Source organism: Streptomyces sp. NBC_01142, from assembly GCF_026341125.1.
Lineage (GTDB): Bacteria > Actinomycetota > Actinomycetes > Streptomycetales > Streptomycetaceae > Streptomyces.
This window is the reverse complement of sequence record NZ_JAPEOR010000001.1, coordinates 280733-304735: the sequence shown is the minus strand read 5'-3', so window position 1 is coordinate 304735 and position 24003 is coordinate 280733. Positions and strand designations below refer to the sequence as shown.

Here is a 24003-nt window from a genome sequence, read left to right as displayed (position 1 = left end):
GCCGCTTTCTGCCCGTTGCTCCCGCATTCACTGCCTTCGCGGCGCCGGTCCTCACCGCACGGTCCGCTGTGGGGCGTTGGATACGCAGCGCCCTGGTTTCCGTCGGGGTGGCCCTGCTCATGACCGCCGCCCCCGCCGCGTACGCCCACGACCCCACCACCGCTACCAGCACCACTGCCGCTGCAACTACCGCTGCCGGCAAGGAGACCGTCGCCGGTGCCCGCTACCTGGCCGACCGTCTGCGCGAGAACCCCGTCTACGTCTCCGACCAGATGCCCCGTGAACTGCCGCGCTCAGCGGCACCCGGCATAGCAAGGACGGCGCAGCGCACGGGCGTGCCGACCTTTGTGCTCGCACTGCCCCGGGTCGACTACGAGCGCGACGCTCCCCTCCTGCAGGCAGTCCACGAACTCCTCGGCAGACCCGGCCTCTATGTCCTCCTCCACGACGACACGGTGTCCGAGGCGCAGGCCTACGGCGTCGACGTCCGGACACGGGACGCGCGGGACGCGGCGTTCGCCACCAGCTATGAGCTGCCGTCCGACGCGAGCGCCGAGGACGCCTTCCTGCGCTTCACCGAGATCCTCACCTCCGGCAAGGCCAAGGAGCGCTACGAAGCCGCCGAGGCCACGTACGGCATCGACAGCGACGTCGAGCCGGAGGCGATGAACACCACCTACGAGCAGCGGGAGAACCAGACGCTGACCGTCGGGATCGTCCTGGGCGCCGTACCGCTGCTGCTTCTTGTGCTCATCCCCTACGTACGGCACTGGCGCAGCACGCTCCCTGCCGCCGGCGACACCAGGACCCGCCGATGAGTACCCGACTGAGCACCCGCCGCTCCCGGCCCTCACGCTCCCGCCCCACCGCCGTCCCGGCGCCGAGCAGGGCACTCTCCGTCGTCGTTGCTGTGGTCGCCGCCACCCTTGCCGCCGTGCTGATCGTCCTGGGCGCGTCCTGGCTGTTCGGGGAGACCTCGGGTTCCTCCAGCACACCACCGACGGCACGCGACATGTCCGCGCGCGTCGAGCGTTCCGCCGCGGGGCTCGCGCGCTCGCCTCTCTACACGGACCCGGAGACCGAGCCCCTCACCGCGGCTGAGCATTCCGCGCTGCTCCGGCGCGTCGAAGGGCTGCGCGCGCCGCTGTACGTGGTCGCCGTACCGATGTCCTTCGCCGACGAGTCGGGCGGCGACCAGGCCCTGTTCGCCGAGTCGCTGCACCGTTCACTCGGCCGGGACGGCCTCTATGTGATCGCCGATGCCGTCCGGGGCGATATCGAGCTGTTCAACTACGGTGCCCGCCTGGACGACGGACACCTCTCCGCCGTCCCGGCATCGATCGCCGAGTCGGACGACCCGACGGAACTCGCCCTGGCGAAGCGACTCGACCGGCTGGTCTCGTACGTCTCCAAGACCCCGCCGGGGCCCGCAGGTTCACCCGCCGAGCCGGGCACGGCCGACGATCCTGCCGAAGAGGACGCCCTGCCGCCCCTCTTCTCCGAGAAGACTGTGCCCGGCGTACTGGCGGGGCTCCTCGGCGCGGCCGTACTGGCCGCTCTCAGCATTTCGGCACTCGTCTGGGGGCGCCTCTACCGGTACGGCGCGACACCGCCCGAGGGCCGCACCCGGCGCGTATCGCGCAGCACGCCCGCCGGGCCACCCACCCTGCGCGGAACGCTCTTCCGGCGTACCGCGTGCGGCGCGGCCTGCGTCATCGGCACCGTACTCGTCTCGCTGCCGGCCGCCTCGCCCGAATGGTTCGGGCTCTCCTCGTCGCCCCCGCTGTTCGAGGCGATCGCCGAACAGGACCGGGGTGTCGAGGCGTTCATCTTCGGCTGGCTGCTGGTCACGATCCCGGCCGCCGGTCTTCTCCAGACTCCGGTGGCCCGCTACCGGCGGGCAAGGGTCGGGGCCGGCTGGGCGCTCATTGCCGCGTACTGGCTCGTCGTACTCCTGTTGGCGCTCGCCGCCTGGAAGATCCAGGGCTTCTTCCCGGCCCACGGCGGCCGGGGCAAGAGCGGAGGGATCTTCGGAGCCGCGATCGCACTGACCCTCGGCTGGCCGACAGCGCTGATCTGCTCCGGAGGAGTGTTCCTGAAGGTCCGCGCGGGGGGCGCGTCCCTGTCCGACCAGGTACGCGGCCAGCTCACCACCGTACTAATGATCATGTTCGCCTTCATCGGGGGCTTCGCCGCCATGCTGCTCGGCGCCGGGCTCGTCCTCCCCCGGGACGGTGCGGCGATGATGTTCATCCCCGGCCTGGTCTGGGGCGGCTTCCTGGGCCTCGCGCTCGCGGTCCTGCTCGCCGCGCTGCTCCACTTCGGTCCCGACGGCACCGCCCGGCGCGCTGCCACCCTCCGCTCCGCGGCGAGCCTTGCCCGCTTCGGGGGCCTGTTGCTGGGTATCTCCCTCACCCTGGCGCAGCTGGGATGGATTCTTCCCTTCTGGGTGATGGCGATCCTCAGCTTCCCGGCCTTCTTCGGATCGCTTGTCTACGCCGCCAGGCACGAGCGCCTGCGCCACTGGCTGGACTTCACACTGCCCGAACTCTCCAAAGAGCCCCTCGAGTGAGCCGGCAGCCCCTCACGCAGCCGCGCCGGAATCAGCGCGCGGGGCGCCTGCGTCGTCCCGCGTAGAGGACCGACCCGCCCGTGACCAGGAACAGCCCCGCGCTGATCGTCAGCGTGAGACGGGTGGTGCCCTCCTGGTCGGGGCCGTCCGGCAGGCGCGGGTCCAGCAGGCCCAGCGGGTCCTTACGGAGTTCGATGGGCTGCAGCGCCCTGATGTGGCCGAAGCAGTTCTGCTGCTGCGACACCTCGTGCACCGTGTGGTTGCCCTCGATCTCGACGACCCGGCACTCCAGCAGGTCTTCCTTCTCCTCGATCCTGGCGACCATCGCGGGAACGGGCTCGCCGAGCGTCTTCATATAGAGCTCGTACAGTCCGGGCCCCACGAAGAGCATCAGCGCGAAGCCGCACACCGACGCGAGCACGGCCGCCCCGGCCCGGTGCCAGATGCCGCCGAGCAGCACGGCCGCCACCGCGACGGTCCCCAGACCGAGGACGACAGCCACCACGATCCCGTACGGAAACTGGGCCACCGCACCTGCCAGGGTGAGCAGCACAGGCACCAGGACCGCCCACTTCAAGGAGTTCCAGCCGGTCCTCGCCGGAGGGGGCGGAGCGGTCTGCTCAACGGCCGCCGGTGTGGACTCGCGTATATCCACGGTCAGTTGCCCGCCTTCTTCAAGGTCGCGTACGGGTTGCCCGCAGCCTCCTCCGCCGACTGGAAGCGCAGTGTGCCGTCCGCGGTGCGTGTGTACGTCACGGAAGCCGTGCCGCTCGTGCACAGATCCGCCGTCGAGGGACGGTCCGGGTCCGTACGCTCCTCGATGCGCAGCCGGGCCCCGGTGGCGGACACCAGCCTGCCCACCCCGTTGCACGTGAGCGGGCCGAGGACCGTGGAGGTGCGGACCACGTCATCGCCCCGCTCGCCCTCGCTGATGACCGCGGTGAACCGGCCGCCGGCCAGACCGCTGTCCTGGGTGATCCGGCCCTGCCAGGTACCGATGAAGCCCTTCGGTACCGACGTGACCGGCTCCGCCGAGGTCGAGGCCGTCGCGGCGGGCGGCTCCGCGGCGTCGCCGCTCTTGCGGCTGTCGGCGTCGCGCGGCCACAGGTCGAGGAGGACACCGCCGCCGACCGTCACAGCCGCGAGCGCGCCTGCCACGGTCAGCGCCACGGTGCAGCTCACCCGTCTGCCGCGACGGGCGTTGCCGCCCGTGTCGGCCGAGAAGGAGAAGCCACCCGACGGCGCGGGCTCCGGCGCAGGCGTACGCGGGCCGTGCAGCGCCGGTTCCACCGGCGGGCCGAACGTCCCGATCGCCGGGCTGCTGAAGGCCACCGGACCCGAGGCAGCCGGGTCCGCGTGCGCGGGCTCCAGGTCCAGCAGACTCACCGCCGACCGGCTGACCTGCTCGACCAGCGGGCCCGGCAGCCACCCCGTCCCGATCAGCGAGACCGCCCCACCCGGGGCCAGCCTGCCCGCGATCTCGCCGGGCGCAGGGCGGGCGTCCGGGCTCTTGGCCAGACAAGCGGCCACCAGCTCCCGCAAGTCGCCCTCCAAGGAGCCCAGCTCGGGCTCCTCGTGCACGACCTTGTAGAGCAGCGCGGCCGAGGAGTCACCCGGGAACGGCGCCTCACCCGTCGCCGCGTAGGCAAGGACCGCACCCAGCGAGAAGACATCCGCCGCGCCCGTGATGCTCCTGCCGAGGATCTGCTCGGGTGACATATAGCCGGGCGAGCCGACCGAGACACCGGTGGAGGTGAGCGAGGCGGTGCCTCCCCCAAACTCCGTCCGGGGGGACCCCCAGGCCCGGGCGATCCCGAAGTCGATCAGCCGCGGCCCGTCCAGCGTGAGCAGCACGTTGGACGGCTTCACATCCCGGTGCACCAGTTCCAGGCCGTGCACCGCGGCCAGCGCCTCCGCGAGTCCCGCGCCCAGCACCCGTACCGCAGAGGTGGGCAGCGGGCCGTGCTCGGCGACCGCCCGGGACAGCGAGGGACCGGCCACATAGCCGGTGGCCACCCAGGGCACCGGGGCCTCCGGGTCGGCGTCCAGCACCGGCGCCGTCCACTCCCCGCCGACCCGCCGCGCCGCCTGCACCTCACGCCGGAAGCGCGCCCGGAACTCCTCGTCGAGGGCGAAGTGCGGATGGACGACCTTGACCGCGACCGTACGGCCGCCTGCGCTGCGCCCGAGATAGACGCGGCCCATTCCGCCCGCTCCCAGCCTGCCGAGCAGCCGGTAGGCCCCGATGGTCTGCGGCTCGCCCGGATCCAGCGGCTGCATCTGCACTCCCCCGATTGCCACGGCCTGCCTCGCGTCGCCCGACTCGCCCTGCCCCGCCCTGCGTTGCGCCGAGCCGCAGTGCACCGCGTTGCGTTGCATCTGCTGCGCTTCAGCCTAGGGCCCGCCGTGTGCGGCATCACGACGATTCCCGCCGCCCCGCAGCCAACCGAACGGGATGTTCGACCATCTCCAAGGGCGTAAATCGCTCGTCTTGCCCGAAACCCCCTCTCCAGAACACCTCGGAGTCCGCCATGAAACGCCTGCCCAAGGCCCTGATAGCCGCCGTCGTCATCGGCTCTGTCACGCTCGTCGCCGGCTGCTCGGAAGAGGGGGAGCCGGTCTCCTTCGACGGTCCCAGCGCCAAGGTTCCCGCCCCCCAGCAGGTGGGCAACGGCGTACCGGCCACGGCTGCGCAGAAGGCGGCCGCCGAAGCGGCGGCGAAGTCCGTGATGCCGACCGGTCCGAAGTCCTCGTTCCTCACCGCGAACAGCCTCGACGACGGCACCAAGATCGGCGTCACGACGGTGGAGGGCAAGAAGTCCGGCTTCACCGGCAAGGTGTGGGTGTGGGCTCCGAAGCAGTACTTCGACCCGGCGTACGCGAACAGCGGTTTCCCCATACTGATCGCCCTGCCCGGCGGCATCGGCTACCCCAAGAACTACTGGATGGGCACCGACCTCAAGCTGCAGCGCAACATCACCAAGTGGTCGCAGGAGGGCAAGAGTCTGCCCTTCGTCGTGGTGATGCCGATACTCAACCCGGACGCCGACTACTACTACGACGGCAGTGACATCCCGGGCCGGCCGAGGATGGGCACGTGGATGACCGAGGACATCCCCGATTTCGTGAAGGCCAATTTCCGTACCTTCAAGTCTCGTGACGGCTGGGCCTTCATGGGCTCCTCCTCCGGCGGTTTCGTCGGTCTGAAGTCCGTGCTCCAGCGCCCGGACCAGTTCAAGGCCGTGATCGCCTCCGGCCCGGACATCGTGCCGGACTCACCGCTGTGGGCCGGCCACGAGAAGGAGAGGCAGGCCAACAACCCGGAGAAGCTGGCCGCGGCGCTCTCCACCAAGCCGGTCACCAAGGACAACGAGATCTATCTGGGCTTCCAGATCGGCACCAGGGAGTCCGGGCTGAACAAGGTGAAGTCGTTCATGAAGAAGTACGGCAAAGGCCCGGTCAAGACCCGTCTCCAGGTCATCCAGAACGGCCAGCACAACGCCAAGAGCTACGTCCGGGGCATGGGCGAAGGCACCATCAAGTGGATCAGCGACCACATGCAGGCGCCCATTCGCGTCGAGTAGGACCCCGCCAGGTCCCCGCGGCCGGCGTCAGACGACGCTCGCGCCGAGCAGCTCGACCGTCACATCCGCCGGGAACCCGGTCGTCGGTCCCGTCAGCCGAGCGAATTCCCGTACACCGGCGAGCTGCTCGGCCCCGAACCGGAAGTCGAGCGTCGTGAAGTAGCGCTCGAGCAGCTCCGCGTCGAAGGTCTCCCAGCGCGCCGCCTGCTCGGCAACCTTGGTGACCTCCTCCAGCGAGAGGTCCCGCGAGGCCAGGAAGGCCTCGTGCACCTTCTGTACGACGGCGGGCTCACGCGCCAGATAGTCCTTGCGCGCCGCCCATACGGCGAAGACGAAGGGCAGACCGGTCCACTCCTTCCACATCAGCCCCAGGTCGTGGACGTGGAGGCCGAGCTGGGGGGCGTCGTGGAGCGAGGCACGCAGCGCAGCGTCCCCGATGAGCACCGCCGCGTCCGCCTCCTGCATCATCAGGCCGAGGTCGGGCGGGCAGGTGTAGTAGTCGGGCGTCACCTTGTACCGCTCCAGGAGCAGCAGCTGCGCCAGCCGCACCGACGTACGCGAAGTGGATCCGAGCGCCACCCGCGCCCCGTCGAGCCGCTCCAGCGGTACCTGGGAGACGATCACGCAGGACATCACCGGTCCGTCGCAGCCCACCGCAAGGTCGGGGAAAGCAACAAGCTGATCGGCATTGCGCAGGAATTCAACGAGAGTGATTGGTGCGATGTCGAGTTCGCCGCGCACCAACTGCTCACTGAGCTTCTCCGGGGTGTCCTTCGTCAACTCGAGATCGAGGAGAGTTCCGGTCCGCGCCAGTCCCCAGTACAGAGGGAGACAGTTGAGGAACTGGATGTGGCCGACACGGGGCCGGCTGCGACGGTGGTCGGTTGCTGTGCTTTCTCCAAGACTGTCCACATCGCGAGGCTAGACCTGCGGCGCGCGGCTGCCGCCGCCGGGGGCGTCCGCGCCCCTTCCGAGCTGCGATTCGTCAGTAGAACAGGGCTTCGTCAAACGTCCGGGTGACGTGATCTTTCCCTCTACCGCTGCGCACACGCTGCGTGCTAGGCTCGACGCAAGTTGCAGTTTGGTTTCCCTTGCAGTACAGAGCCTGCGGAGCATGTAACCCGCAGGCTTTTGTAGTTTTCAGACTTCTTGCAGGTTCTGGAGCAGGGCAACCCTTTGGCCCAAGGAGGGCTTATGGCTACCGGAACCGTCAAGTGGTTCAACGCTGAAAAGGGCTTCGGCTTCATCGCCCAGGACGGCGGCGGCCCGGATGTCTTCGTCCACTACTCCGCGATCAACGCGACCGGCTTCCGCTCCCTCGAGGAGAACCAGGTCGTGACCTTCGACGTCACTCAGGGTCCGAAGGGCCCCCAGGCGGAGAACGTCGTCCCGGCCTAGTCAGCCCGGGTCGATGATCGCGTACGACTGAAGCAGTACCAAGGAGCCCCGTCCCGTACCTCGCGTACGGAACGGGGCTCCTGCCTTTGCGCCCCGCCGCCCCGCCGAACGCCCTGCCGCCCCGTCGAACGCCCTGCCTCCGCCGCCGGCAGCCCGAAGGGACCGGGGCTCCTCCTTCTACGATGGAAGGAGGAGACGGGAGGATCAGACCGTGACCGAACGCAAGCCCCCTGGTGTCAGTTTCGAGTCGTGGGTGGACAGGCAGATCCGGGAAGCGGCCGAACGCGGCGACTTCTCCTCGCTCGAGGGCTTCGGAAAGCCGCTGCCCGACGACACCGCCCCGTACGACGAACTGTGGTGGATCAAGGGCAAGATGCACCGCGAGGGCGTCTCCGTGCTGCCACCCGCGCTGGCCCTGCGCAAAGAGGCGGAGGACGCACGGGAAGCGGTCGACCGGGCCGCGACACAGGCCCAGGTGCGGCGCATTCTCACCGAGGTCAACGAGAAGATCGAGGCGGCGATCCGCCGCCCTCCGCCGGGCCCGCTGCTGGGGATCACGCCCTTCGACATCGAGGCTGTCGTACGCGAATGGCGGTCGGGCCGGGAGGGACGTACGGATCCGGCCTGACGAACTGGCCGGAAATCCACAGGCATGTCTTCCCGTGTCCGGGGCAGCAGAGGGACATCCCCCCACGGGACGGTATCCCCTCGCGTGCCCCTCCCCCCGGGCACGCGCGGCCCCGTCGCACCCTCCCCCCGGGTGCGACGGGGCCTCCTGTTCTCAGAGGCGCTGCTGCGGCAGGGCGGGGAGCTTCTCGTCGTACAGCCACATCGTGAACAGCCCGTCGAGCGGATGTGCCGAATGCCGCTGGGCGAGAGCGATGAACTCCTCGGTGGTCACGGTGGAATGCCGGTAGGTCGCCGTCCATTCCCGAAGCACCGCCACGAAGGCGGCATGCCCGATCACCGTGCGCAGGGCGTGCAGAGTCAGCGCGCCGCGCTGGTAGACCCGGTCGTCGAACAGCCGCCGCAGACCGGGATCGCCGATCCGCAGGTCCTGCGCCATCACCGACAGCCGGTCCCGGGACTTGGCCGCGAGAGCGGCCGCCGACGGCCCGCCGGACACCTCGGACCACAGCCACTCGGCGTACTTCGCGAAGCCCTCGTTGAGCCAGATGTGCCGCCAGTCGGCAACGGTCAGGCTGTTGCCGAACCACTGGTGGGCCAGCTCGTGCGCGACGAGCCGCTCACTGCCGCGCCGCCCGTCGACATGGTTGGCACCGAAGATCGACACGCCCTGCGCCTCGACGGGCACGTCCAGTTCCTCGTCGACCACCACGACCCCGTAGTCCTCGAAGGGGTAGGGGCCGAAGAGATCCGTGAAGGCGGTCATCATCTGCGGCTGCCGGGCGAAGTCGCGCCCGAAGCGGGTGAGCAGGTGCCGGGGCACGGCGGCCGGCTGGGGCACCGGCCCGGGGTGCTCCACGTCGACCAGGTCGTACAGACCGATCTGGACGGTCGCGAGATAGGCGGCCATCGGCGCCGGCTGCTCGTACACCCAGGTGGTGGTGGAGGCGCTGATCGTACGGGAGGTGAGAGTGCCGTTGGCGACCACCGTGTACGGAGAGGGAGTGGTCACCGCCATCCGGTAGACGGCCTTGTCGTCCGGCCGGTCGTTGCACGGGAACCAGGACCGGGCACCGCTCGGCTGGGAGGCCACCAGGGCACCCTCCTCCAGCTGTTCCCAGCCGAGGTCGCCCCAGTCCCGGGTGCGGACGGGGCGGGGGACGCCGGTGTAGCGCACCTCGACGGTGAAGGAACTGCCCGCCCTCAACCGCCGCGCCGGCCGTACCCGCAGTTTGTCGGCGCGGTGTGTGTAGCGGGCCGGGCGTACGCCGTCCACCAGGACGCGGCCGATACGGAACGGACCGAGGTCCAGGGCGACCTCGGTCAGCTCGCGTTCGGCGACCGCGCTGATCCTGGCGCGCGCGGTGAGCCGCCCGCTGTACGGACGGTAGTCCAGCTCCAGGTCGTACTCCGTGGTCCGGTAGCCGCTGTCGCCGAGCTGCGGCAGGTACGAATCCGTCACCCTTGTGGGTCCTCGCGTTCCTTGCTGATGTGCTTGTGCCTCACGGCTTCCATGCCTCGATCGGGTTGCCCAGCCAGCGGGTGCCCGCAGGCACGCTCTCCCCGCGCATCACCAGCGACGCCGGACCGACCGCGGCCCGGTCGCCGATCACCGCGCCGGGCAGCGCGATGCCGTGCGGACCGAGCGTCGCGCCCGCGCCGAGGACGACATTGTCCATGCGCATGATCCGGTCGTGGAAGAGGTGGGTCTGCACCACGCATCCGCGATTGACGCTCGCGCCGTCCCCAATGGTGACGAGGTCGGCCTCGGGCAGCCAGTACGTCTCGCACCAGGCACCGCGGCCGATCCGGGCGCCGAGACCGCGCAGCCACAGATTCGTCAGCGGGGTGCCGGTGGTAGCGCCGACCAGCCACGGCACGGCGAGTACCTCCACAAAGGTGTCCGCGAGCTCGTTGCGCCACACGAAGGAGGACCACAGCGGGTGCTCGACGGCCCGGAACCGGCCGACCAGCAGCCACTTCGCCGCGATCGCGACGGCGCAGGCCGTGACTCCTCCCGCAAGCAGCAAACCGCCGCCGCACAGCACCGCGAGGGCGATGCCGAGGCGGTCGGCCAGCAGCCCGAAGGCCGCGAGCGCGAGCACCGACAGGGCCACGCTGCACATGACCGGCACGATCCGGCAGACCTCGACGACCGCGCGCGCCCACTTCAGCCGCCTCGGCGGATCGAAGGTACGGCTCCGGTCGCCTTCCTCCGCCGCCCTGGGCAGCTTCATCGGCGGCATGCCGAGCCAGGAACTGCCCGCCTTCGCCCGCTTCGGGGTCGACGACAGCACGCCGACCAGGCCCCGCTTGGGCACGGAGCGGCCTGCGGCGGTCATCCCGGAGTTGCCGAGGAAGGCCCACTTGCCGACGCGCGCCTCGGCGATCCGCAGCCGGCCGCCGCCGAGCTCGTACGACGCGACCATCGTGTCGTCGGCCAGGAAGGCGCCGTCGCCGACCGTCGTCATCGCGGGCAGCGCCAGCACGGTCGACGCCTCGACGCCGCGGCCGACCTTCATACCGAGCGCCCGCAGCCACACGGGCGTGAACAGGCTCGCGTACAGCGGGAACAGGTACACCCGGGCCATGTCCATCAGCCGCTCGGTGGCCCACGCCTGCCAGGCGACCCGGCCGTGGACGGGGTAGTGGCCCTCGCGCAGGCCGATGCTGAGCGCGCGTACGCCGGCGAGGGTCAGCAGCGCGTACGCGACCACGGCGACGACCGTCGCGATCGGTACGGCGAGCAGGGCGGCCGTCAGCGCCTCACCGGTGCCGAGGCCGATACCAGTGCCGGTGCCGGTGCTGTCCGCAGGGGCGGAGCCGGTGCCGATGCCGCCACGCAGGAACAGGCCCATCACCAGCAGGCCGGGCAGCGCCGCGAGTGCGGGCAGCAGCCCGAGAACCAGCGAGGTGAGCGAGTAGACCGCCGTCCAGCGGCGCAGCCGCGGGGGGCGTCCTTCGGGGAGGCGGCGGTTGGCCTTCCCCTTGCGCACCGCGGGCACGCCCGCCCAGCGCTCGCCCGCGGGTACGGCTCCGGTGACACCCGCTCCCGGGGCGATCTCGGCCCGCTTGCCGATCCGCGCGCCGGGAAAGAGCGTGCTGCGGGCGCCGACGACGGCTCCCGCGCCGATCCGTACGGCACCGATGTGCAGCCGGTCGCCGTCGAGCCAGTGCCCGGACACATCCACCTCGGGCTCCACCGCGCAGCCCTTGCCGAGCCGGAGCATCCCGGTGACAGGTGGCAGCGTGTGCAGATCGACGTCCTCGCCGATGCGGACACCGAGCGCCCGTGCGTAGTACGTGAGCCAGGCACCGGCGAGCCCGGTCGCGCCGCTCATCTCGGCGAGGCGTTCCGCCGTCCACAGCCGGAGGTGGACGCCTCCGCCGCGGGAGTACGTGCCGGGCTCCAGTCCGCGCAGCAGCAGCCGCGCCCCGCCTGCCGCGATGACGATCCGCCCGGGCGGGCTGACGACCATCAGCCAGCCGAGCGCCACCCACCACCAGGACACGGCGGGCGCCCAGGGCAGCCCGATGACGTTGTTGACGGCGACTGCCGCCACGGCCCAGCGCAGCCCGGCGACACCGAACAGCGGTACCATGAGCAGCATCTGCGCGATTCCGGTCCTGCGCGGCACCGGCCGCATGTCCCCGGCCTCGGGCCCGCCCGCCGAGGACGCCTCCAGCGTCCGGGCGAGCGCGCCGAGCGTGGGGTTCTGGTAGATGTCGCCGACCGATCCGGTCGCGTACCGCTCCCGGATCCGCGACACCAGCTGAGCGGCGGCCAGACTGCCGCCGCCGCTCCCGAAGAAGTCGGCGGCGGGGCTGGTCACCGGCGTGCCGAGGAGGTCGGTCCACTGCTCGGCCAGCCAGCTCTCGGCGGCGGTGAGCCCGGCCCGACCGGTGGCTGCGCCGGCCGGGGTGGGCAGCGGCCACGGCAGGGCGGCCCGGTCGACCTTGCCCGACGTGCGGGTCGGCAGGGTGTCCACGACGGCGAGCAGCGGCACGAGCGCGGCGGGCAGTTCCTTGCGCAGCCGCGCGAGGGCGTCGGCCTGGTCGAAGGGCAGCTCCTCGAAGGGGAAGGGGAAGGGCTCGGCAAAATCGGCGGGACCGGTGCCGGTGCCGGAACCGGTGCCGTCCGCGGGGGCGGAGGTGACGGGGTCACCGTCGGCCGCAGGGCCGGAGTCCGCGCCGGAAGCGACCTCTGTGCCCGCCTCGGGCACGGGACCGGACAGGCCACTGGGCACCGCCCCGCAGCTCGCCCCGCTCGCTCCGCCGACGACTGCGCCAGGGGCGCCGGTGACCGCCACCGAGCCGGAGGCCGTGTCATCGGAGAGGCTGCGGGCAGCAGGGCCCACGTCACCAGGGACCACGCAGGGGTCGCCCGTACGGCCTGCCACCCCGGCGCCCGCCGACGCGGCGCCCGCATCGATCGGAACCACATAGCCGACCAGCAGCTGATGGCCGCCGGCGGTCGTGCGGACCGCGGCCGCCGCTCCAGCGACGCCCGGAAGCGCCTGGAGTGCCGCGTCGATCTCGCCGAGTTCGATGCGCCGGCCGCCGAGCTTGATCTGCTCGTCCGCCCGGCCGACGAAGAGCAGGCCCTCCTCCTCCGCGCAGACCAGGTCGCCGCTGCGGTAGGCGCGGGACCAGCCGAGCGCGGGCAGGGGCGCGTACTTCTCCGCGTCCTTGTCCGCGTCCAGGTAGCGGGCGAGGCCGACGCCGCCGATGACGAGCTCGCCGGTTCCGCCCATGGGTACGACGTCGCCCCGGGCGTCCACGACGGCGAGCTCCCAGCCGTCCAGCGGAAGACCGATCCGTACCGGCCCCTCGCCGGTCAGCTGCGCCGCGCAGGCGACAACGGTGGCCTCGGTGGGGCCGTAGGTGTTCCAGACCTCACGGCCCGTGACAGCCATCCGCTCGGCCAGCTCGGGCGGGCAGGCCTCGCCGCCGAAGATCAGCAGCCGTACGTCGTCCAGCGCCTCGGCGGGCCACAGGGCGGCAAGGGTGGGGACCGTCGACACGACGGTGATGCGCTGCTCGACCAGCCACGGGCCGAGGTCCAGCCCGGTGCGTACGAGGGAGCGGGGGGCGGGCACGAGGCACGCGCCGTGCCGCCAGGCGAGCCACATCTCCTCGCAGGAGGCGTCGAAGGCGACGGAGAGCCCGGCGAGAACACGGTCACCGGGGCCGAGCGGTTCCTTCGCCAGGAAGATCCTGGCCTCGGCGTCGACGAAGGCCGCCGCGCTGCGGTGGGAGACGGCGACGCCCTTGGGCTTGCCGGTGGAACCGGAGGTGAAGATGATCCACGCGTCGTCGTCCGGTCCCGGCCTGCGGCCCGTGACACCCGCGGGGGTGCCGCACGGCACGATCGTCCGCTCGGCGCCGATCACGGCGCTGACCTCTGCTTCGGTGAAGACCAGATCGGCCCGCTCGTCCGGGTCCTCGGCATCGACGGGCACATACGCCGCGCCGGTCGCCAGCACGGCGAGGATCGACACATAGAGGTCGGCCGTTCCGGACGGGACGCGGATGCCGACACGGTCGCCGACGCCGATCCCGGCGGCGGCGAGTTCCAGGCGCAGCATCTCGATCTCGGCGAGGAGCGCGTGGTAGGTGAGCGGCCCGGAGCCGTCGTGGACGGCGGGTGCATCCGGGTGACGGCGGGCGGTCTCGTCGAGGATGTCGAGGAGGGTCCGCTCGGGGGCGGCGCCCGCGGCGGTGAAGAGCGCCGGTATGAGCGTCTCGTCGAGCAGCGGTTCCAGCAGGGCCGGGGACTCTGGGGCCACTGTCATACAGAGTCCCGCGGTTCACCCGTCACAGGTCTTGCGCATGGGATGCCAGCCAGGTACGTACGCATCTCTCACTCTCCGTAGGTCGTGTCGAATGCGCTGCGAATCCCCATTCCGCGCACGGCAAACGAGGAGTTTATCCGGCGTTGACCCAACTCGCCTGTTGTACGCCGCACACTCCACCGGCCCCGTTCGGACCGCCCGGGGCGGCCCGAACGGCATCGTCCCTGCTCGGAACCGGCGCCACAGACGCTCACCGTGCGGCAGTCGGGCCCGCTGACGGGTACCCGTGTGTGGTGAAGCGCACGCTCTGGGCACTCCCGGTTCACGTTCCGGCGCACGCCCTGCCGGTGAAACAGCTCATCGGAAGCCCCTCGGGACGGGCGGCCGGGGACGGTGAGACAGCCGTCCGCGTCGGGCCGCTCGGGTCGCCCGCCGCGAACCGGCCGCCCTGCCGCCGAACCCGGCAGCGGCCAACTCACCGTTACCGGCCGGGGCTTGGGCGACCCGGCCGAGGAAGGTACCCGCACATGCGCCGATACCGGGCAACCTACTTGCGTCCAGGCGGAGTTCAGACCCCCTGCGCCGCTCCCCGGCTCAGTGACGTACGCCGCCGGGGACACATCGCGGCGCACGTCCCTCCCGCTCCGCAGCAGCGACGGCGGCCACCTCAGCGGGGAGACCAGCGCTCACCCTTCAGGAGGTCCCCGAGCCCCGTCCAGGCGAAGTTCATCAGCGTCCCCGCCGCCTCGTTCGCCGAGACGCCCGGAGACTCGTTCGCCCACCCGGCGATCGACTCCGCCGCGCCGACCAGCGCCTGGGCGAGCCCGGCCACATCCCGGTCGGCGAGCTCGTGCTCCTGGTGGGTCTCGCGCGCCGCGGCCCCGATCAGGCCGGTCACGAACGCCACTATCTCCTCCCGCATCGCCGCCACCTCGGCGGCGAACGGCTCCCCGTGGGTACGCGCCTGGCGGTGCAGCACCGCCCAGCCGTCCGGGTTGTCGGCGGTGTGTGCGAAGAACGCCGTGAGGCCCGACCACAGTTGCCGGTCCGCCGGCAGCCCCGGCACGGCCCCGGCCCGCACGGCCGCGATCAGTGCCTGCGCCTCACGGTGGATGCACGCGGTGAAAAGCTCTTCCTTGGAGTTCAGATACAGATAGACCAAGGGCTTGGAGACCCCGGCCAGTTCCGCGATCTCATCCATCGAGGCCGCCCGGTAACCGCGCTGGCCGAAGGTCTGCACGGCGGCGTCCATCATCTGCCGCTCGCGCACGGCGCGCGGCATTCGCTTGGCCTTCACGCCCTTCACAGCACCCATGTCCGATTTCCTCCCCGCCCCACACCACAATTCGGCGGTAAGCCTACGGCCCCCCGCAGAGCGGGAGGGACGCGGCAGTGGCGTGGAACAGCCCCCTCCCCCGGGGACACGGGGAAGGGGGCCGCAGCGGCAGAACTCAGCAAGTTCCCCGCACATAGGTGCAGTTGGAGCAGGAGCTCATGCCCCCGACGACGTGACACAGGCGGTAGTACTTCTTCTTGTAGCTGCAGTGGCAGAAGTCGTAGAAGCTGGTGTCCGCCGTGGCGTCGGCGCTGGGGACAAGACGCTCGAGCATCTGGTCACCGAGCCTCTTGACGAGACTGCTCATGTTTCTCTCCTTCGGTCGGCTGCAAACAACGAGCCCGGACGCTACCGGCGCGAGATAGAGCCCCCCGTACAGTCGGCGTACACCGCGGGCAACGCCGAGCGCCCCCGATCCGGAACAGGATCGGGGGCGCTCGCGCGGCAGAGCCGCGGGGGGCGGGTTCGGCTACGCGGCGACCGGGACGGTCACCTTCTGCTCGGCCTCACGCGCGTCGTACTCGTCCACCGGCGATGCCGAGGCGGCGTTGTACGCGTCGAGGTCGAGGATCTTCTCGCGGGCCGCGACGATGACCGGAACCAGCGCCTGGCCGGCGACGTTCGTGGCCGTACGGATCATGTCCAGGATCGGGTCGATCGCCATCAGCAGGCCCACGCCCTCCAGCGGGAGGCCCAGCGTGGACAGGGTCAGCGTCAGCATGACCGTCGCGCCGGTCAGGCCCGCGGTGGCCGCCGAGCCGACGACCGAGACGAAGGCGATCAGCAGGTAGTCCTGGATGCCGAGCTGTACGTCGAAGATCTGCGCGATGAAGATCGCGGCGAGCGCGGGGTAGATCGCGGCGCAGCCGTCCATCTTGGTCGTCGCGCCGAACGGAACGGCGAACGACGTGTAGTCCTTCGGCACGCCGAGCCGCTCGGTGACCTTCTGGGTGACCGGCATCGTGCCGACCGAGGAGCGGGAGACGAACGCCAGCTGGATGGCCGGCCAGGCGCCCTTGAAGAACTGGATCGGGTTGACCTTGGCGACGGTCGCCAGCAGCAGCGGGTAGACGCCGAACAGCACCAGCGCGCAACCGATGTAGACATCCGCGGTGAACGTCGCGTACTTGCCGATGAGGTCCCAGCCGTAGTCGGCGATGGCGAAGCCGATGAGGCCGACGGTGCCGAGGGGAGCCAGGCGGATGACCCACCACAGGGCCTTCTGCAGCAGCTCCAGCACGGCCTCGCTGAGCGTGAGGATCGGCTTGGCCTTCTCGCCGAGCGCCAGTGCGGCGATACCGGCGACGACGGCCATGAAGACGATCTGGAGGACCTCGAGCGTGGCGAACGGCGTGATGATGTCCGTCGGGATGATGCCGGTGAGGAAGTCGATCCAGGTACCCCGGTTCTCGGGGGCCTTGCCGTCCTTGGGCGTCAGTCCCGTGCCCGCGCCCGGGTTGGTGAGCAGACCGAGCGCGAGGCCGATGGCGACCGCGATCAGCGATGTGATCATGAACCAGAGCAGGGTGCGGGTGGCCAGCCGGGCGGCGTTGTTGACCTTCCGCAGATTGGTGATCGACACCAGGATCGCGAAGAAGACGAGCGGCGCGACGGCCAGCTTCAACAGCTGGACGAAGATCGAACCGACCTGGTCGAGGGTGTCCTTCAGCCAGGAGATGTCCTGGCTGCGGGCCAGCCAGCCGAGCAGGACGCCGAGCGCCAGACCGGCGACGATCTGGGCCCAGAAGGGGACCTTCGGTATACGGAAACGGGGGCCTGTCGGCTTCCCGGGCGTGACGGACGCGGTGGTCGCGGACACGGACACACTCCAGCTGTGGCGTATCGGGGAAATACGGGGGACGGGGGTGCGGCGCCCTGCGCACGGGTGCGCAGCGCCGCTGCATGATGCCGGGTCAGACCGAGCGGCAACAGACCGCGGACATACAGCGGCACAGATCGACATGCAGGCGCGCCACGAGCGGGATGCTCACGGCTTCGTGGGGGCGCACTGCTGTCTTCACGTCGAACACGTTAACACTTGAACTTTGAGAACCTCAAAGCTCGCCTTTGGGTTCCGGACACTCGGCACGCTGCGCGACACGCCGGAAACGCCGACGCCCCGGCACGGGAGCGACTGCTCCTGCCGGGGCGTGGCGGGGATACGAGAGGGATGTGAGGAAGGTTACGCGGCGCCTACTGGACGGCGCCGTCCTCCTGCGTGCGGTTCGACTCGAGGCGGGCCTTGGCCTTGTCGATCCTGGGGGCGATCTGCTCGGACATCGCGTCACGCTGCTTGCGCAGCAGCACAAAGCTGAGCGGCGCGGACAGGACGAGAGCGAGCAGGACGACCCAGACGAAGTTGGAGTCGCCAAGTCCCTTGGGCAGTACGCCGAAGTGGACCAGGGCGGCCACGACGACGAGACAGCCGACGAAGATGGCGAGGCGCATCGCGGTGTACCGGATCGCGGCGCTCGTCCTGGCAGCGGACACGGCAGGCCTTCTCTCTTCTCACGACGGTCGTGCCCGACCAGTGAAGCACGCCCTCGAGGGGACCGGTTCAGGGGGACAGGGGGACGGGTTCAGGCGGACAGCGGCAGCAGCATCATGATGTCGTCGCGGTCGTCACCGTCGGCGACCCGGATCGCGCCGGGCACCCGCCCGACCTCCTTGTAGCCGCAGGCGGCGTAGAAGCGGTCGGCTCCGGTGCCCCCGCGGCAGGTGAGCCGGACCGCCTCGATGCCCTCCAGGCCGCGGGCGGCGTCGGCGGCCGCGGCCATCAGCTCGCGTCCGTATCCCTTGCCCTGGTGCCTGGGGTGCACCATCACCGTGTAGAGCCAGATCCAGTGGTTCATCAGCCGGTGCGTGTTGTACGCGAGGAAGGCGGTGGCCGCGACCGCGCCCTCCTCGTCGTACCCGGCCAACAGCCGCATCCTGCCTTCGGCCATCGCCCTCAGGTGCTGGCGCCACTCCGGCCGGATGTCCTCGGCCGTCACGGGCGGTACGAACCCGACGGCACCGCCCGCGTTGGAGACCTCGGCCCACAGCGCCAGGACACCGTCGCGCAGGGCGGGCCCGCCGGGCGGGTCCAGCTGGAAGGTGAGTGCCAAGACAGTCGGCCTCAGACGCGCATGGGCTGCGGCGACTCACGGCGGTCGGCGTCCGGGCCCGGGTACTCGCGGATGATTTCGTAGCGGGTGTTCCGCTCCACCGGGCGGAAGCCGGCGTCACGGATCAGGTCGAGCAGATCGTCGCGGGTCAGCTTGTTCGGCGTGCCGTAGTTGTCCGCGTCGTGCGTGATCTTGTACTCGACGACCGAGCCGTCCATGTCGTCCGCGCCGTGCTGGAGGGCGAGCTGGGCGGTCTGCACGCCGTGCATCACCCAGAAGACCTTGACGTGCGGGACGTTGTCGAAGAGCAGACGCGATACGGCGAAGGTCTTCAGGGCCTCGGCGCCGGTCGCCATGGTCGTACGCGCCTGGAGACGGTTGCGGACCTTGCCGTCCTGCATGTCCACGAAGTCGTGCTGGTAGCGCAGCGGGATGAAGACCTGGAAGCCGCCGGTCTCGTCCTGCAGTTCACGCAGCCGCAGGACGTGGTCGACGCGGTGGCGGGGCTCCTCGATGTGTCCGTACAGCATCGTGCTCGGGGTCTTGAGACCCTTGGAGTGCGCGAGGCGGTGGATGCGCGACCAGTCCTCCCAGTGGGTGCGGTGGTCGACGATGTGCTGCCGGACCTCCCAGTCGAAGATCTCGGCGCCGCCGCCGGTCAGCGACTCGAGACCGGCCTCGATCAGCTCGTCGAGGATGTCGGAGGCCGACATCCCGGAGATCGTCTCGAAGTGGTGGATCTCGGTGGCGGTGAAGGCCTTGAGGGAGACGTTCGGGAGTGCCTTCTTGAGCTCGCTCAGCGACCGCGGGTAGTAGCGCCACGGCAGGTTGGGGTGGAGCCCGTTGACGATGTGGAGCTCGGTGAGGTTCTCGCCCTCCATCGCCTTGGCGAGGCGGACGGCCTCCTCGATGCGCATGGTGTACGCGTCCTTCTCGCCCGGCTTGCGCTGGAACGAGCAGTACGCGCACGACGCGGTGCACACATTGGTCATGTTGAGGTGGCGGTTGACGTTGAAGTGGACGACGTCGCCGTTCTTGCGCGTACGCACCTCGTGCGCGAGGCCGCCGAGCCACGCCAGGTCGTCCGACGCGTAGAGGGCGATGCCGTCCTCGCGGGTCAGGCGCTCCCCCGCCCGGACCTTCTCCTCCAGCTCGCGCTTGAGTCCCACATCTTCAATAGATGCAGTCACCTGGCCGCCTCCTATATGTCTCGAAACAGACTTCACTCACCGTACTCCCCCGCATTTCACCGCCGGGGGGACCCCCGATGACGCTCCGCGTCAGCCCTCTTCGGGCAGGTCTCCGACCCGGTTCTCCCACTTCGTGGAGAGCACGATCGTGGTTCGGGTACGCGACACACCCCTGGTGCCCGAGAGCCGGCGGATCGTCTTCTCCAGCCCGTCCACATCGCTGGCCCGCACCTTGAGCATGTACGAGTCGTCGCCGGCGATGAACCAGCAGTCCTCGATCTCGGCGAGGTCCTTCAGCCGGCGTGCCACGTCCTCGTGGTCAGCGGCGTCGGAGAGCGAGATACCGATCAGAGCCGTGACGCCGAGACCGAGCGAGGCGGCATCGACGGTGGCGCGGTAGCCGGTGATGACGCCTGCCGCCTCGAGGCGGTTGATGCGGTCGGTGACGGAGGGCCCGGAGAGCCCTACGAGCCGGCCGAGCTCGGCGTACGAAGCCCTGCCGTTCTCTCTGAGGGCCTGGATGAGCTGCCTGTCCACCGCGTCCATATGCCTTGGACCCTTCCATTGTTCAGCAATCACGCAAGTTTACTTGTGAAATCTAAGGTACTCAGGTTCAACGCCCTGTGAATCTTTCACGCAATCAACGACACAACCCGTGCCGCGCCTCGCGCCGGGAAACGCTAGTCATCACGAGAGCCACCGAGCTCTCCCTTCCAACGGCGGTACAGCTGGTGCGGCACCCCTGCCGCGTCCAGCACCCGTCCCGCGACGAAGTCCACCAGATCCTGGATGTGCGTCGCCCCCGCGTAGAACGCCGGGGAAGCGGGCAGCACCACGGCGCCCGCCTCGTCCAGGGCCACCAGATGCCTGAGGGTCTGCCCGTTCAACGGCGTCTCGCGGACCGCGACCACCAAGGTGCGCCGCTCCTTGAGCGTCACGCTCGCCGCCCGTTGCAGCAGATCCTTCGAGAGCCCCAGCGCCACCCCGGCCACACACGCCGTGGAGGCCGGGACGATCAGCATCCCCTTGACCGGATACGAACCGGACGAAGGCCCGGCGGCCAGATCCCCGGCCGCCCAGTGCCGTACGTCGTCGACATCGGCCCTGAAGACGCCCGGCTTCCCGTCCGCGCCGCGCGCCAGCCACTCCCGCAGATCCTCGCGCCAGTGCGCGTCGCGGAACGCGATGCCCGTCTCGTCCAGCAACGTCAGCCGCGAGGCACGGCTGACCACCAGGTCCACGCTCTCGCCCGCGGCCAGCAGCCCGCGCAGCACGGCGGCGGCGTACGGCGTCCCGGACGCGCCGGACACTCCCACCACCCACGGCTGACGGCTCTTCACTTCTCCTGGCTCCACACAGTGACCTTATCCGGCGGCCGGTGGCCGGAACTGGGTAAGGTGCCCCGGACGTTCCCGGGGGGTGGGAGCACAGGCGCAGGGGGCCGCAATGACACACACCGATCTCGCTTGGACCCGGACGGACCGCGCCAGGGCGGCAGCGGGGCTGATGCTGGGCTGGGTGGCGCTGCTCTGGGTGCTGGAAGCGGTGGACGCGGCCAGTGGCCACTCCCTGGACGCGTACGGGATCGTGGCGCGCGATCCCGCCGAGCTGAGTGACATCGTGCCGGCGGCGTTCTCCCACTTCGGCTTCGCCCATGTCGCGGCGAACAGCGTCCCGCTGCTGATCTTCGGCTTCCTCGCCGCGCTCGGCGGCATCCGCCGCTTCCTGGCCGTGATCGCCCTGATCGTCGTGGTGGACGGACTGGGCATCTGGCTGGTCGCCCCGTCGAACACCAACACCGCGGGCGCGTCCGGCGTCGTCTTCGGGCTCTTCGGCTACCTGCTGGTCCGCGGCTTCGTGGACCGCAAGCCCTTCGACATCGGCGTCGGCCTGGTCATCGGCGCGCTCTGGGGCAGCACGATCCTGCTGGGCATAGCGCCCACCAACACCTCGGTCAGCTGGCAGGGCCATCTGTTCGGCCTGGTCGCGGGCATCGCGGCGGCGTTCGTGTTCCGTCGCAGGGCCGACCGGGCGGCCCTCACACCGTGAGGCCCCGCACCAGGAGATCGAGCAGCGCACACCCGAACAGGGCAATCCCGATGAAGCCGTTGACCGTGAAGAACGCGCGGTTGAGGCGGGACAGGTCGTCCGGCCGCACGATCGTGTGCTCGTAGAGGAACGCCGCCACCACTATCAGCAGTCCCGTCCAGAAGAAGCCGCCCGCGTCCGTGGCCAGGGCGTACCAGACCAGCAGGACCGCGGTCAGGGCATGGGAGGCGCGCGCCCCGTACAGCGCCGCCGGGATGCCGAAGCGGGCCGGCACCGACATCACGCCATGGGCGCGGTCCGCCCGGACGTCCTGGCAGGCGAAGATCAGGTCGAAGCCGCCGATCCAGATGCCGACCGCGAGGCCGAGGATCACCGCCTCCCAGGACCATGTCCCGGTGATCGCGATCCACGCGCCGACCGGGCCGATGGCCTGGGCGAGGCCGAGGATGGCGTGCGGGAAGTTGGTGAAGCGCTTGCCGTACGGATAGACCACCATCGGGATCACCGCGATGGGGGCGAGCGCGAGGCACAGCGGGTTCAGCGCGGCGGCCGCGCCCAGGAAGACGACGACGGCGAACAGGGCGCCGGTCCAGGCGGACTTCACCGAGACCGCGCCGGTCACCAGCTCCCGGCCCGCCGTCCGCGGATTCCGGGCGTCGATCTCGCGGTCGATGATGCGGTTGCAGGCCATCGCGAACGTACGCAGCCCGACCATGGCGAGGGTGACGAGGAACAGCTGCCCCCAGTGGATGTTCCGGTCCAGCTGGAACATCGCGGTGAGGGAGGCGATGTACGCGAAGGGCAGCGCGAAGACCGAGTGCTCGATCATCACCAGCCGCAGGAACGCCTTGGTCCTGCCGGGCTGCGGGACTGCGGCTGCGGCACTGCTCACAGGCCGTACTCCTTCCAACGGCGGTCGACCTTCGCCGCCGTCTCCGGGTCGGACTCGACCATGTTCGGCCAGCCGCCGTCCCGTACGTACCCCTCCTCGGGGAGCTTCTTCGTCGCGTCGATGCCCGCCTTGCCGCCCCAGAACTGCTGGTACGACGCGTGGTCGAGGTGGTCGACCGGGCCCTCGACGACGGTGAGGTCACGGGCGTAGTCGGTGTTGCCGAGCGCGCGCCACGAGACCTCGTGCAGATCGTGGACGTCGCAGTCGGAGTCGACGACCACGATCAGCTTCGTCAGGGACATCATGTGCGCGCCCCAGATGGCGTGCATGACCTTCTGCGCGTGCTTCGGGTACTTCTTGTCGATCGAGACGATCGCGCAGTTGTGGAAGCCGCCCGACTCCGGCAGGTGGTAGTCCACGATGTCCGGCACGATGATCTTGAGCAGGGGGAGGAAGAACCGCTCGGTGGCACGGCCCAGCGGACCGTCCTCCGTCGGCGGGCGGCCCACCACGATCGACTGGAGCAGCGGACGCCTGCGCATCGTGACGCAGTCGATGGTCAGGGCAGGGAAGGGCTCCTGCGGGGTGTAGAAGCCGGTGTGGTCGCCGAAGGGACCCTCCGGCAGCATCTGGCCGGGCTCCAGCCATCCCTCGATGACGACCTCGGCGTTGGCCGGCACCTGGAGCGGGACCGTCTTGCAGTCGACCATCTCGATCCGCTTGCCCTGGACGAAGCCGGCGAACAGGTACTCGTCGATGTCACCGGGCAGCGGCGCCGTGGAGGCGTACGTCACGGCCGGCGGACAGCCGAAGGCGATCGCGACCGGCAGCCGCTCCCCCTTCTTGGCGGCCACGGCGTAGTGGTTGCGGCTGTCCTTGTGGATCTGCCAGTGCATGCCGATGGTGCGCTTGTCGTGGCGCTGGAGGCGGTACAGACCCAGGTTCCGTACGCCGGTCTCCGGGTGCTTGGTGTGCGTGAGCCCCAGGTTGAAGAAGGAGCCGCCGTCCTCCGGCCAGGTGAAGAGCGCGGGCAGCCGGTCCAGATCGACGTCGTCGCCGTGCAGGACGACCTCCTGCACCGGCGCGTCCTTCACCTTCTTCGGCGGGACGTGGACCATCGTGCCGAGCTTCCCGAAGGCCTCGCGCACCCCCACGAAGCCGTGCGGCAGCTCCGGCTTGAGCAGTCCGCCGATCTTGTCGCTGATCTCCGCATAGGACTTCAGTCCGAGTGCCTTGAGCAGCCGGCGGTCCGTACCGAAGACGTTCATCGCGAGAGGCATCGCCGAACCGCGGACATTCTCGAAGAGGAGCGCGGGACCGCCCGCCTTGTTCACGCGGTCGACGATCTCCCCGACCTCCAGATACGGGTCGACCTCGGCCTTGATGCGCTTGAGGTCTCCCTCGCGCTCCAGCGCCCGGAGCAGGGAGCGAAGATCGTCGTAAGCCATGCTCC

21 protein-coding genes are annotated in these 24003 nt (G+C 70.2%); 6 read left to right on the top strand and 15 right to left on the bottom strand.

All coding sequences use genetic code 11. The features are described from left to right. The first annotated feature begins 119 nt into the window (after window positions 1–119). Together OG883_RS01525 and OG883_RS01520 are read left to right on the top strand one after the other, a co-directional pair. Entirely contained in the window at window positions 120–818 is a 699-nt protein-coding gene (locus OG883_RS01525) for a hypothetical protein (protein WP_266533839.1), read from the top strand. Next, a complete protein-coding gene (locus tag OG883_RS01520) occupies window positions 815–2572 on the top strand; it encodes a hypothetical protein (protein WP_266533837.1) in 1758 nt (585 codons plus the stop codon). Before OG883_RS01525 ends, OG883_RS01520 begins: the two co-directional genes overlap by 4 nt. 31 nt (window positions 2573–2603) lie before the next feature. On the opposite strand, the gene OG883_RS01515 is transcribed toward OG883_RS01520, so the two are convergent. Both OG883_RS01515 and OG883_RS01510 read right to left on the bottom strand, forming a co-directional pair. Continuing rightward, the gene (locus tag OG883_RS01515; protein ID WP_266533834.1) at window positions 2604–3227 is read right to left on the bottom strand and encodes a hypothetical protein; all 624 of its coding nucleotides are present in this window, start codon (window positions 3225–3227) and stop codon (window positions 2604–2606) included. Window positions 3228–3229: 2 nt separating this feature from the next. After that, window positions 3230–4852 (bottom strand): serine/threonine-protein kinase, encoded by a 1623-nt coding sequence (locus OG883_RS01510; protein WP_266541153.1) that lies wholly within the window; start codon window positions 4850–4852, stop codon window positions 3230–3232. 251 nt (window positions 4853–5103) lie between these two features. On the opposite strand from OG883_RS01510, the gene OG883_RS01505 reads away from it, so the two are divergent. After that, on the top strand, window positions 5104–6156 hold the full coding sequence (locus OG883_RS01505) for an esterase family protein (protein WP_266533831.1): 1053 nt from the start codon (window positions 5104–5106) through the stop codon (window positions 6154–6156). A 27-nt stretch (window positions 6157–6183) separates the two neighbouring features. On the opposite strand, the gene OG883_RS01500 is transcribed toward OG883_RS01505, so the two are convergent. Further along, window positions 6184–7068 carry a menaquinone biosynthetic enzyme MqnA/MqnD family protein gene (locus OG883_RS01500; RefSeq protein WP_266533828.1) on the bottom strand — a complete coding sequence of 295 codons (885 nt, stop codon included), beginning with the start codon at window positions 7066–7068 and terminating at the stop codon, window positions 6184–6186. Between the two features lie 282 nt (window positions 7069–7350). On the opposite strand from OG883_RS01500, the gene OG883_RS01495 reads away from it, so the two are divergent. Both OG883_RS01495 and OG883_RS01490 read left to right on the top strand, forming a co-directional pair. Continuing rightward, window positions 7351–7554, top strand: a complete 204-nt coding sequence (locus OG883_RS01495) for a cold-shock protein (RefSeq protein WP_266533826.1) — start codon at window positions 7351–7353, stop codon at window positions 7552–7554. Window positions 7555–7765: 211 nt separating this feature from the next. After that, window positions 7766–8182, top strand: a complete 417-nt coding sequence (locus tag OG883_RS01490; RefSeq protein WP_266533823.1) for a DUF1992 domain-containing protein — start codon at window positions 7766–7768, stop codon at window positions 8180–8182. Between the two features lie 153 nt (window positions 8183–8335). Here OG883_RS01490 and OG883_RS01485 read toward each other — a convergent pair whose 3' ends face one another. From OG883_RS01485 to OG883_RS01440, 10 genes are all read right to left on the bottom strand, one after another. Continuing rightward, entirely contained in the window at window positions 8336–9643 is a 1308-nt protein-coding gene (locus tag OG883_RS01485) for a M1 family metallopeptidase (RefSeq protein WP_266533821.1), read from the bottom strand. A 40-nt stretch (window positions 9644–9683) separates the two neighbouring features. Further along, window positions 9684–13976 (bottom strand): Pls/PosA family non-ribosomal peptide synthetase, encoded by a 4293-nt coding sequence (locus tag OG883_RS01480; protein WP_266533819.1) that lies wholly within the window; start codon window positions 13974–13976, stop codon window positions 9684–9686. Window positions 13977–14643: 667 nt separating this feature from the next. Further along, window positions 14644–15291 carry a TetR/AcrR family transcriptional regulator gene (locus tag OG883_RS01475; RefSeq protein ID WP_266533816.1) on the bottom strand — a complete coding sequence of 216 codons (648 nt, stop codon included), beginning with the start codon at window positions 15289–15291 and terminating at the stop codon, window positions 14644–14646. Between the two features lie 136 nt (window positions 15292–15427). After that, entirely contained in the window at window positions 15428–15619 is a 192-nt protein-coding gene (locus OG883_RS01470) for a hypothetical protein (RefSeq protein ID WP_266533813.1), read from the bottom strand. 162 nt (window positions 15620–15781) lie between these two features. Then, entirely contained in the window at window positions 15782–17131 is a 1350-nt protein-coding gene (locus OG883_RS01465; RefSeq protein ID WP_266533810.1) for a dicarboxylate/amino acid:cation symporter, read from the bottom strand. 374 nt (window positions 17132–17505) lie between these two features. Then, the gene (locus OG883_RS01460) at window positions 17506–17802 is read right to left on the bottom strand and encodes a DUF4229 domain-containing protein (RefSeq protein WP_266533808.1); all 297 of its coding nucleotides are present in this window, start codon (window positions 17800–17802) and stop codon (window positions 17506–17508) included. An 89-nt stretch (window positions 17803–17891) separates the two neighbouring features. Continuing rightward, on the bottom strand, window positions 17892–18419 hold the full coding sequence (locus OG883_RS01455; RefSeq protein WP_266533806.1) for a GNAT family N-acetyltransferase: 528 nt from the start codon (window positions 18417–18419) through the stop codon (window positions 17892–17894). Window positions 18420–18430: 11 nt separating this feature from the next. Then, window positions 18431–19597, bottom strand: a complete 1167-nt coding sequence (gene mqnE, locus OG883_RS01450; protein WP_266541147.1) for an aminofutalosine synthase MqnE — start codon at window positions 19595–19597, stop codon at window positions 18431–18433. A 102-nt stretch (window positions 19598–19699) separates the two neighbouring features. Beyond that, window positions 19700–20155, bottom strand: coding sequence for an Lrp/AsnC family transcriptional regulator (locus OG883_RS01445; protein WP_266533804.1), 456 nt, complete (start codon window positions 20153–20155; stop codon window positions 19700–19702). A gap of 134 nt (window positions 20156–20289) precedes the next feature. Further along, window positions 20290–20964: a UbiX family flavin prenyltransferase gene (locus tag OG883_RS01440; protein WP_266533802.1), complete on the bottom strand. Its 675-nt coding sequence runs from the start codon at window positions 20962–20964 to the stop codon at window positions 20290–20292. Between the two features lie 91 nt (window positions 20965–21055). Between OG883_RS01440 and OG883_RS01435 the strand changes: the two genes are divergently transcribed. Next, the gene (locus tag OG883_RS01435; RefSeq protein ID WP_266533799.1) at window positions 21056–21658 is read left to right on the top strand and encodes a rhomboid family intramembrane serine protease; all 603 of its coding nucleotides are present in this window, start codon (window positions 21056–21058) and stop codon (window positions 21656–21658) included. Here the strand turns inward: OG883_RS01435 and mqnP are convergent. Next, window positions 21648–22550 (bottom strand): menaquinone biosynthesis prenyltransferase MqnP, encoded by a 903-nt coding sequence (gene mqnP / locus OG883_RS01430; protein WP_266533796.1) that lies wholly within the window; start codon window positions 22548–22550, stop codon window positions 21648–21650. The genes OG883_RS01435 and mqnP overlap by 11 nt on opposite strands. Further along, a complete protein-coding gene (locus OG883_RS01425; protein WP_266533795.1) occupies window positions 22547–23998 on the bottom strand; it encodes a menaquinone biosynthesis decarboxylase in 1452 nt (483 codons plus the stop codon). Before OG883_RS01425 ends, mqnP begins: the two co-directional genes overlap by 4 nt. Between the last annotated feature and the right edge of the window lie 5 nt (window positions 23999–24003).

Bases quoted from the DNA above. Each gene is read 5' to 3' on its own strand.
- OG883_RS01525 (WP_266533839.1), top strand. From the start codon at position 120: ATGACCGCCGCCCCCGCCGCGTACGCCCACGACCCCACCACCGCTACC.
- OG883_RS01520 (WP_266533837.1), top strand. From the start codon at position 815: ATGAGTACCCGACTGAGCACCCGCCGCTCCCGGCCCTCACGCTCCCGC.
- OG883_RS01510 (WP_266541153.1), bottom strand. From the start codon at position 4,852: ATGCAGCCGCTGGATCCGGGCGAGCCGCAGACCATCGGGGCCTACCGG.
- OG883_RS01505 (WP_266533831.1), top strand. From the start codon at position 5,104: ATGAAACGCCTGCCCAAGGCCCTGATAGCCGCCGTCGTCATCGGCTCT.
- OG883_RS01495 (WP_266533826.1), top strand. From the start codon at position 7,351: ATGGCTACCGGAACCGTCAAGTGGTTCAACGCTGAAAAGGGCTTCGGC.
- OG883_RS01480 (WP_266533819.1), bottom strand. From the start codon at position 13,976: ATGACAGTGGCCCCAGAGTCCCCGGCCCTGCTGGAACCGCTGCTCGAC.
- OG883_RS01475 (WP_266533816.1), bottom strand. From the start codon at position 15,291: ATGGGTGCTGTGAAGGGCGTGAAGGCCAAGCGAATGCCGCGCGCCGTG.
- OG883_RS01470 (WP_266533813.1), bottom strand. From the start codon at position 15,619: ATGAGCAGTCTCGTCAAGAGGCTCGGTGACCAGATGCTCGAGCGTCTT.
- OG883_RS01445 (WP_266533804.1), bottom strand. From the start codon at position 20,155: ATGGACGCGGTGGACAGGCAGCTCATCCAGGCCCTCAGAGAGAACGGC.
- OG883_RS01435 (WP_266533799.1), top strand. From the start codon at position 21,056: ATGACACACACCGATCTCGCTTGGACCCGGACGGACCGCGCCAGGGCG.
- OG883_RS01425 (WP_266533795.1), bottom strand. From the start codon at position 23,998: ATGGCTTACGACGATCTTCGCTCCCTGCTCCGGGCGCTGGAGCGCGAG.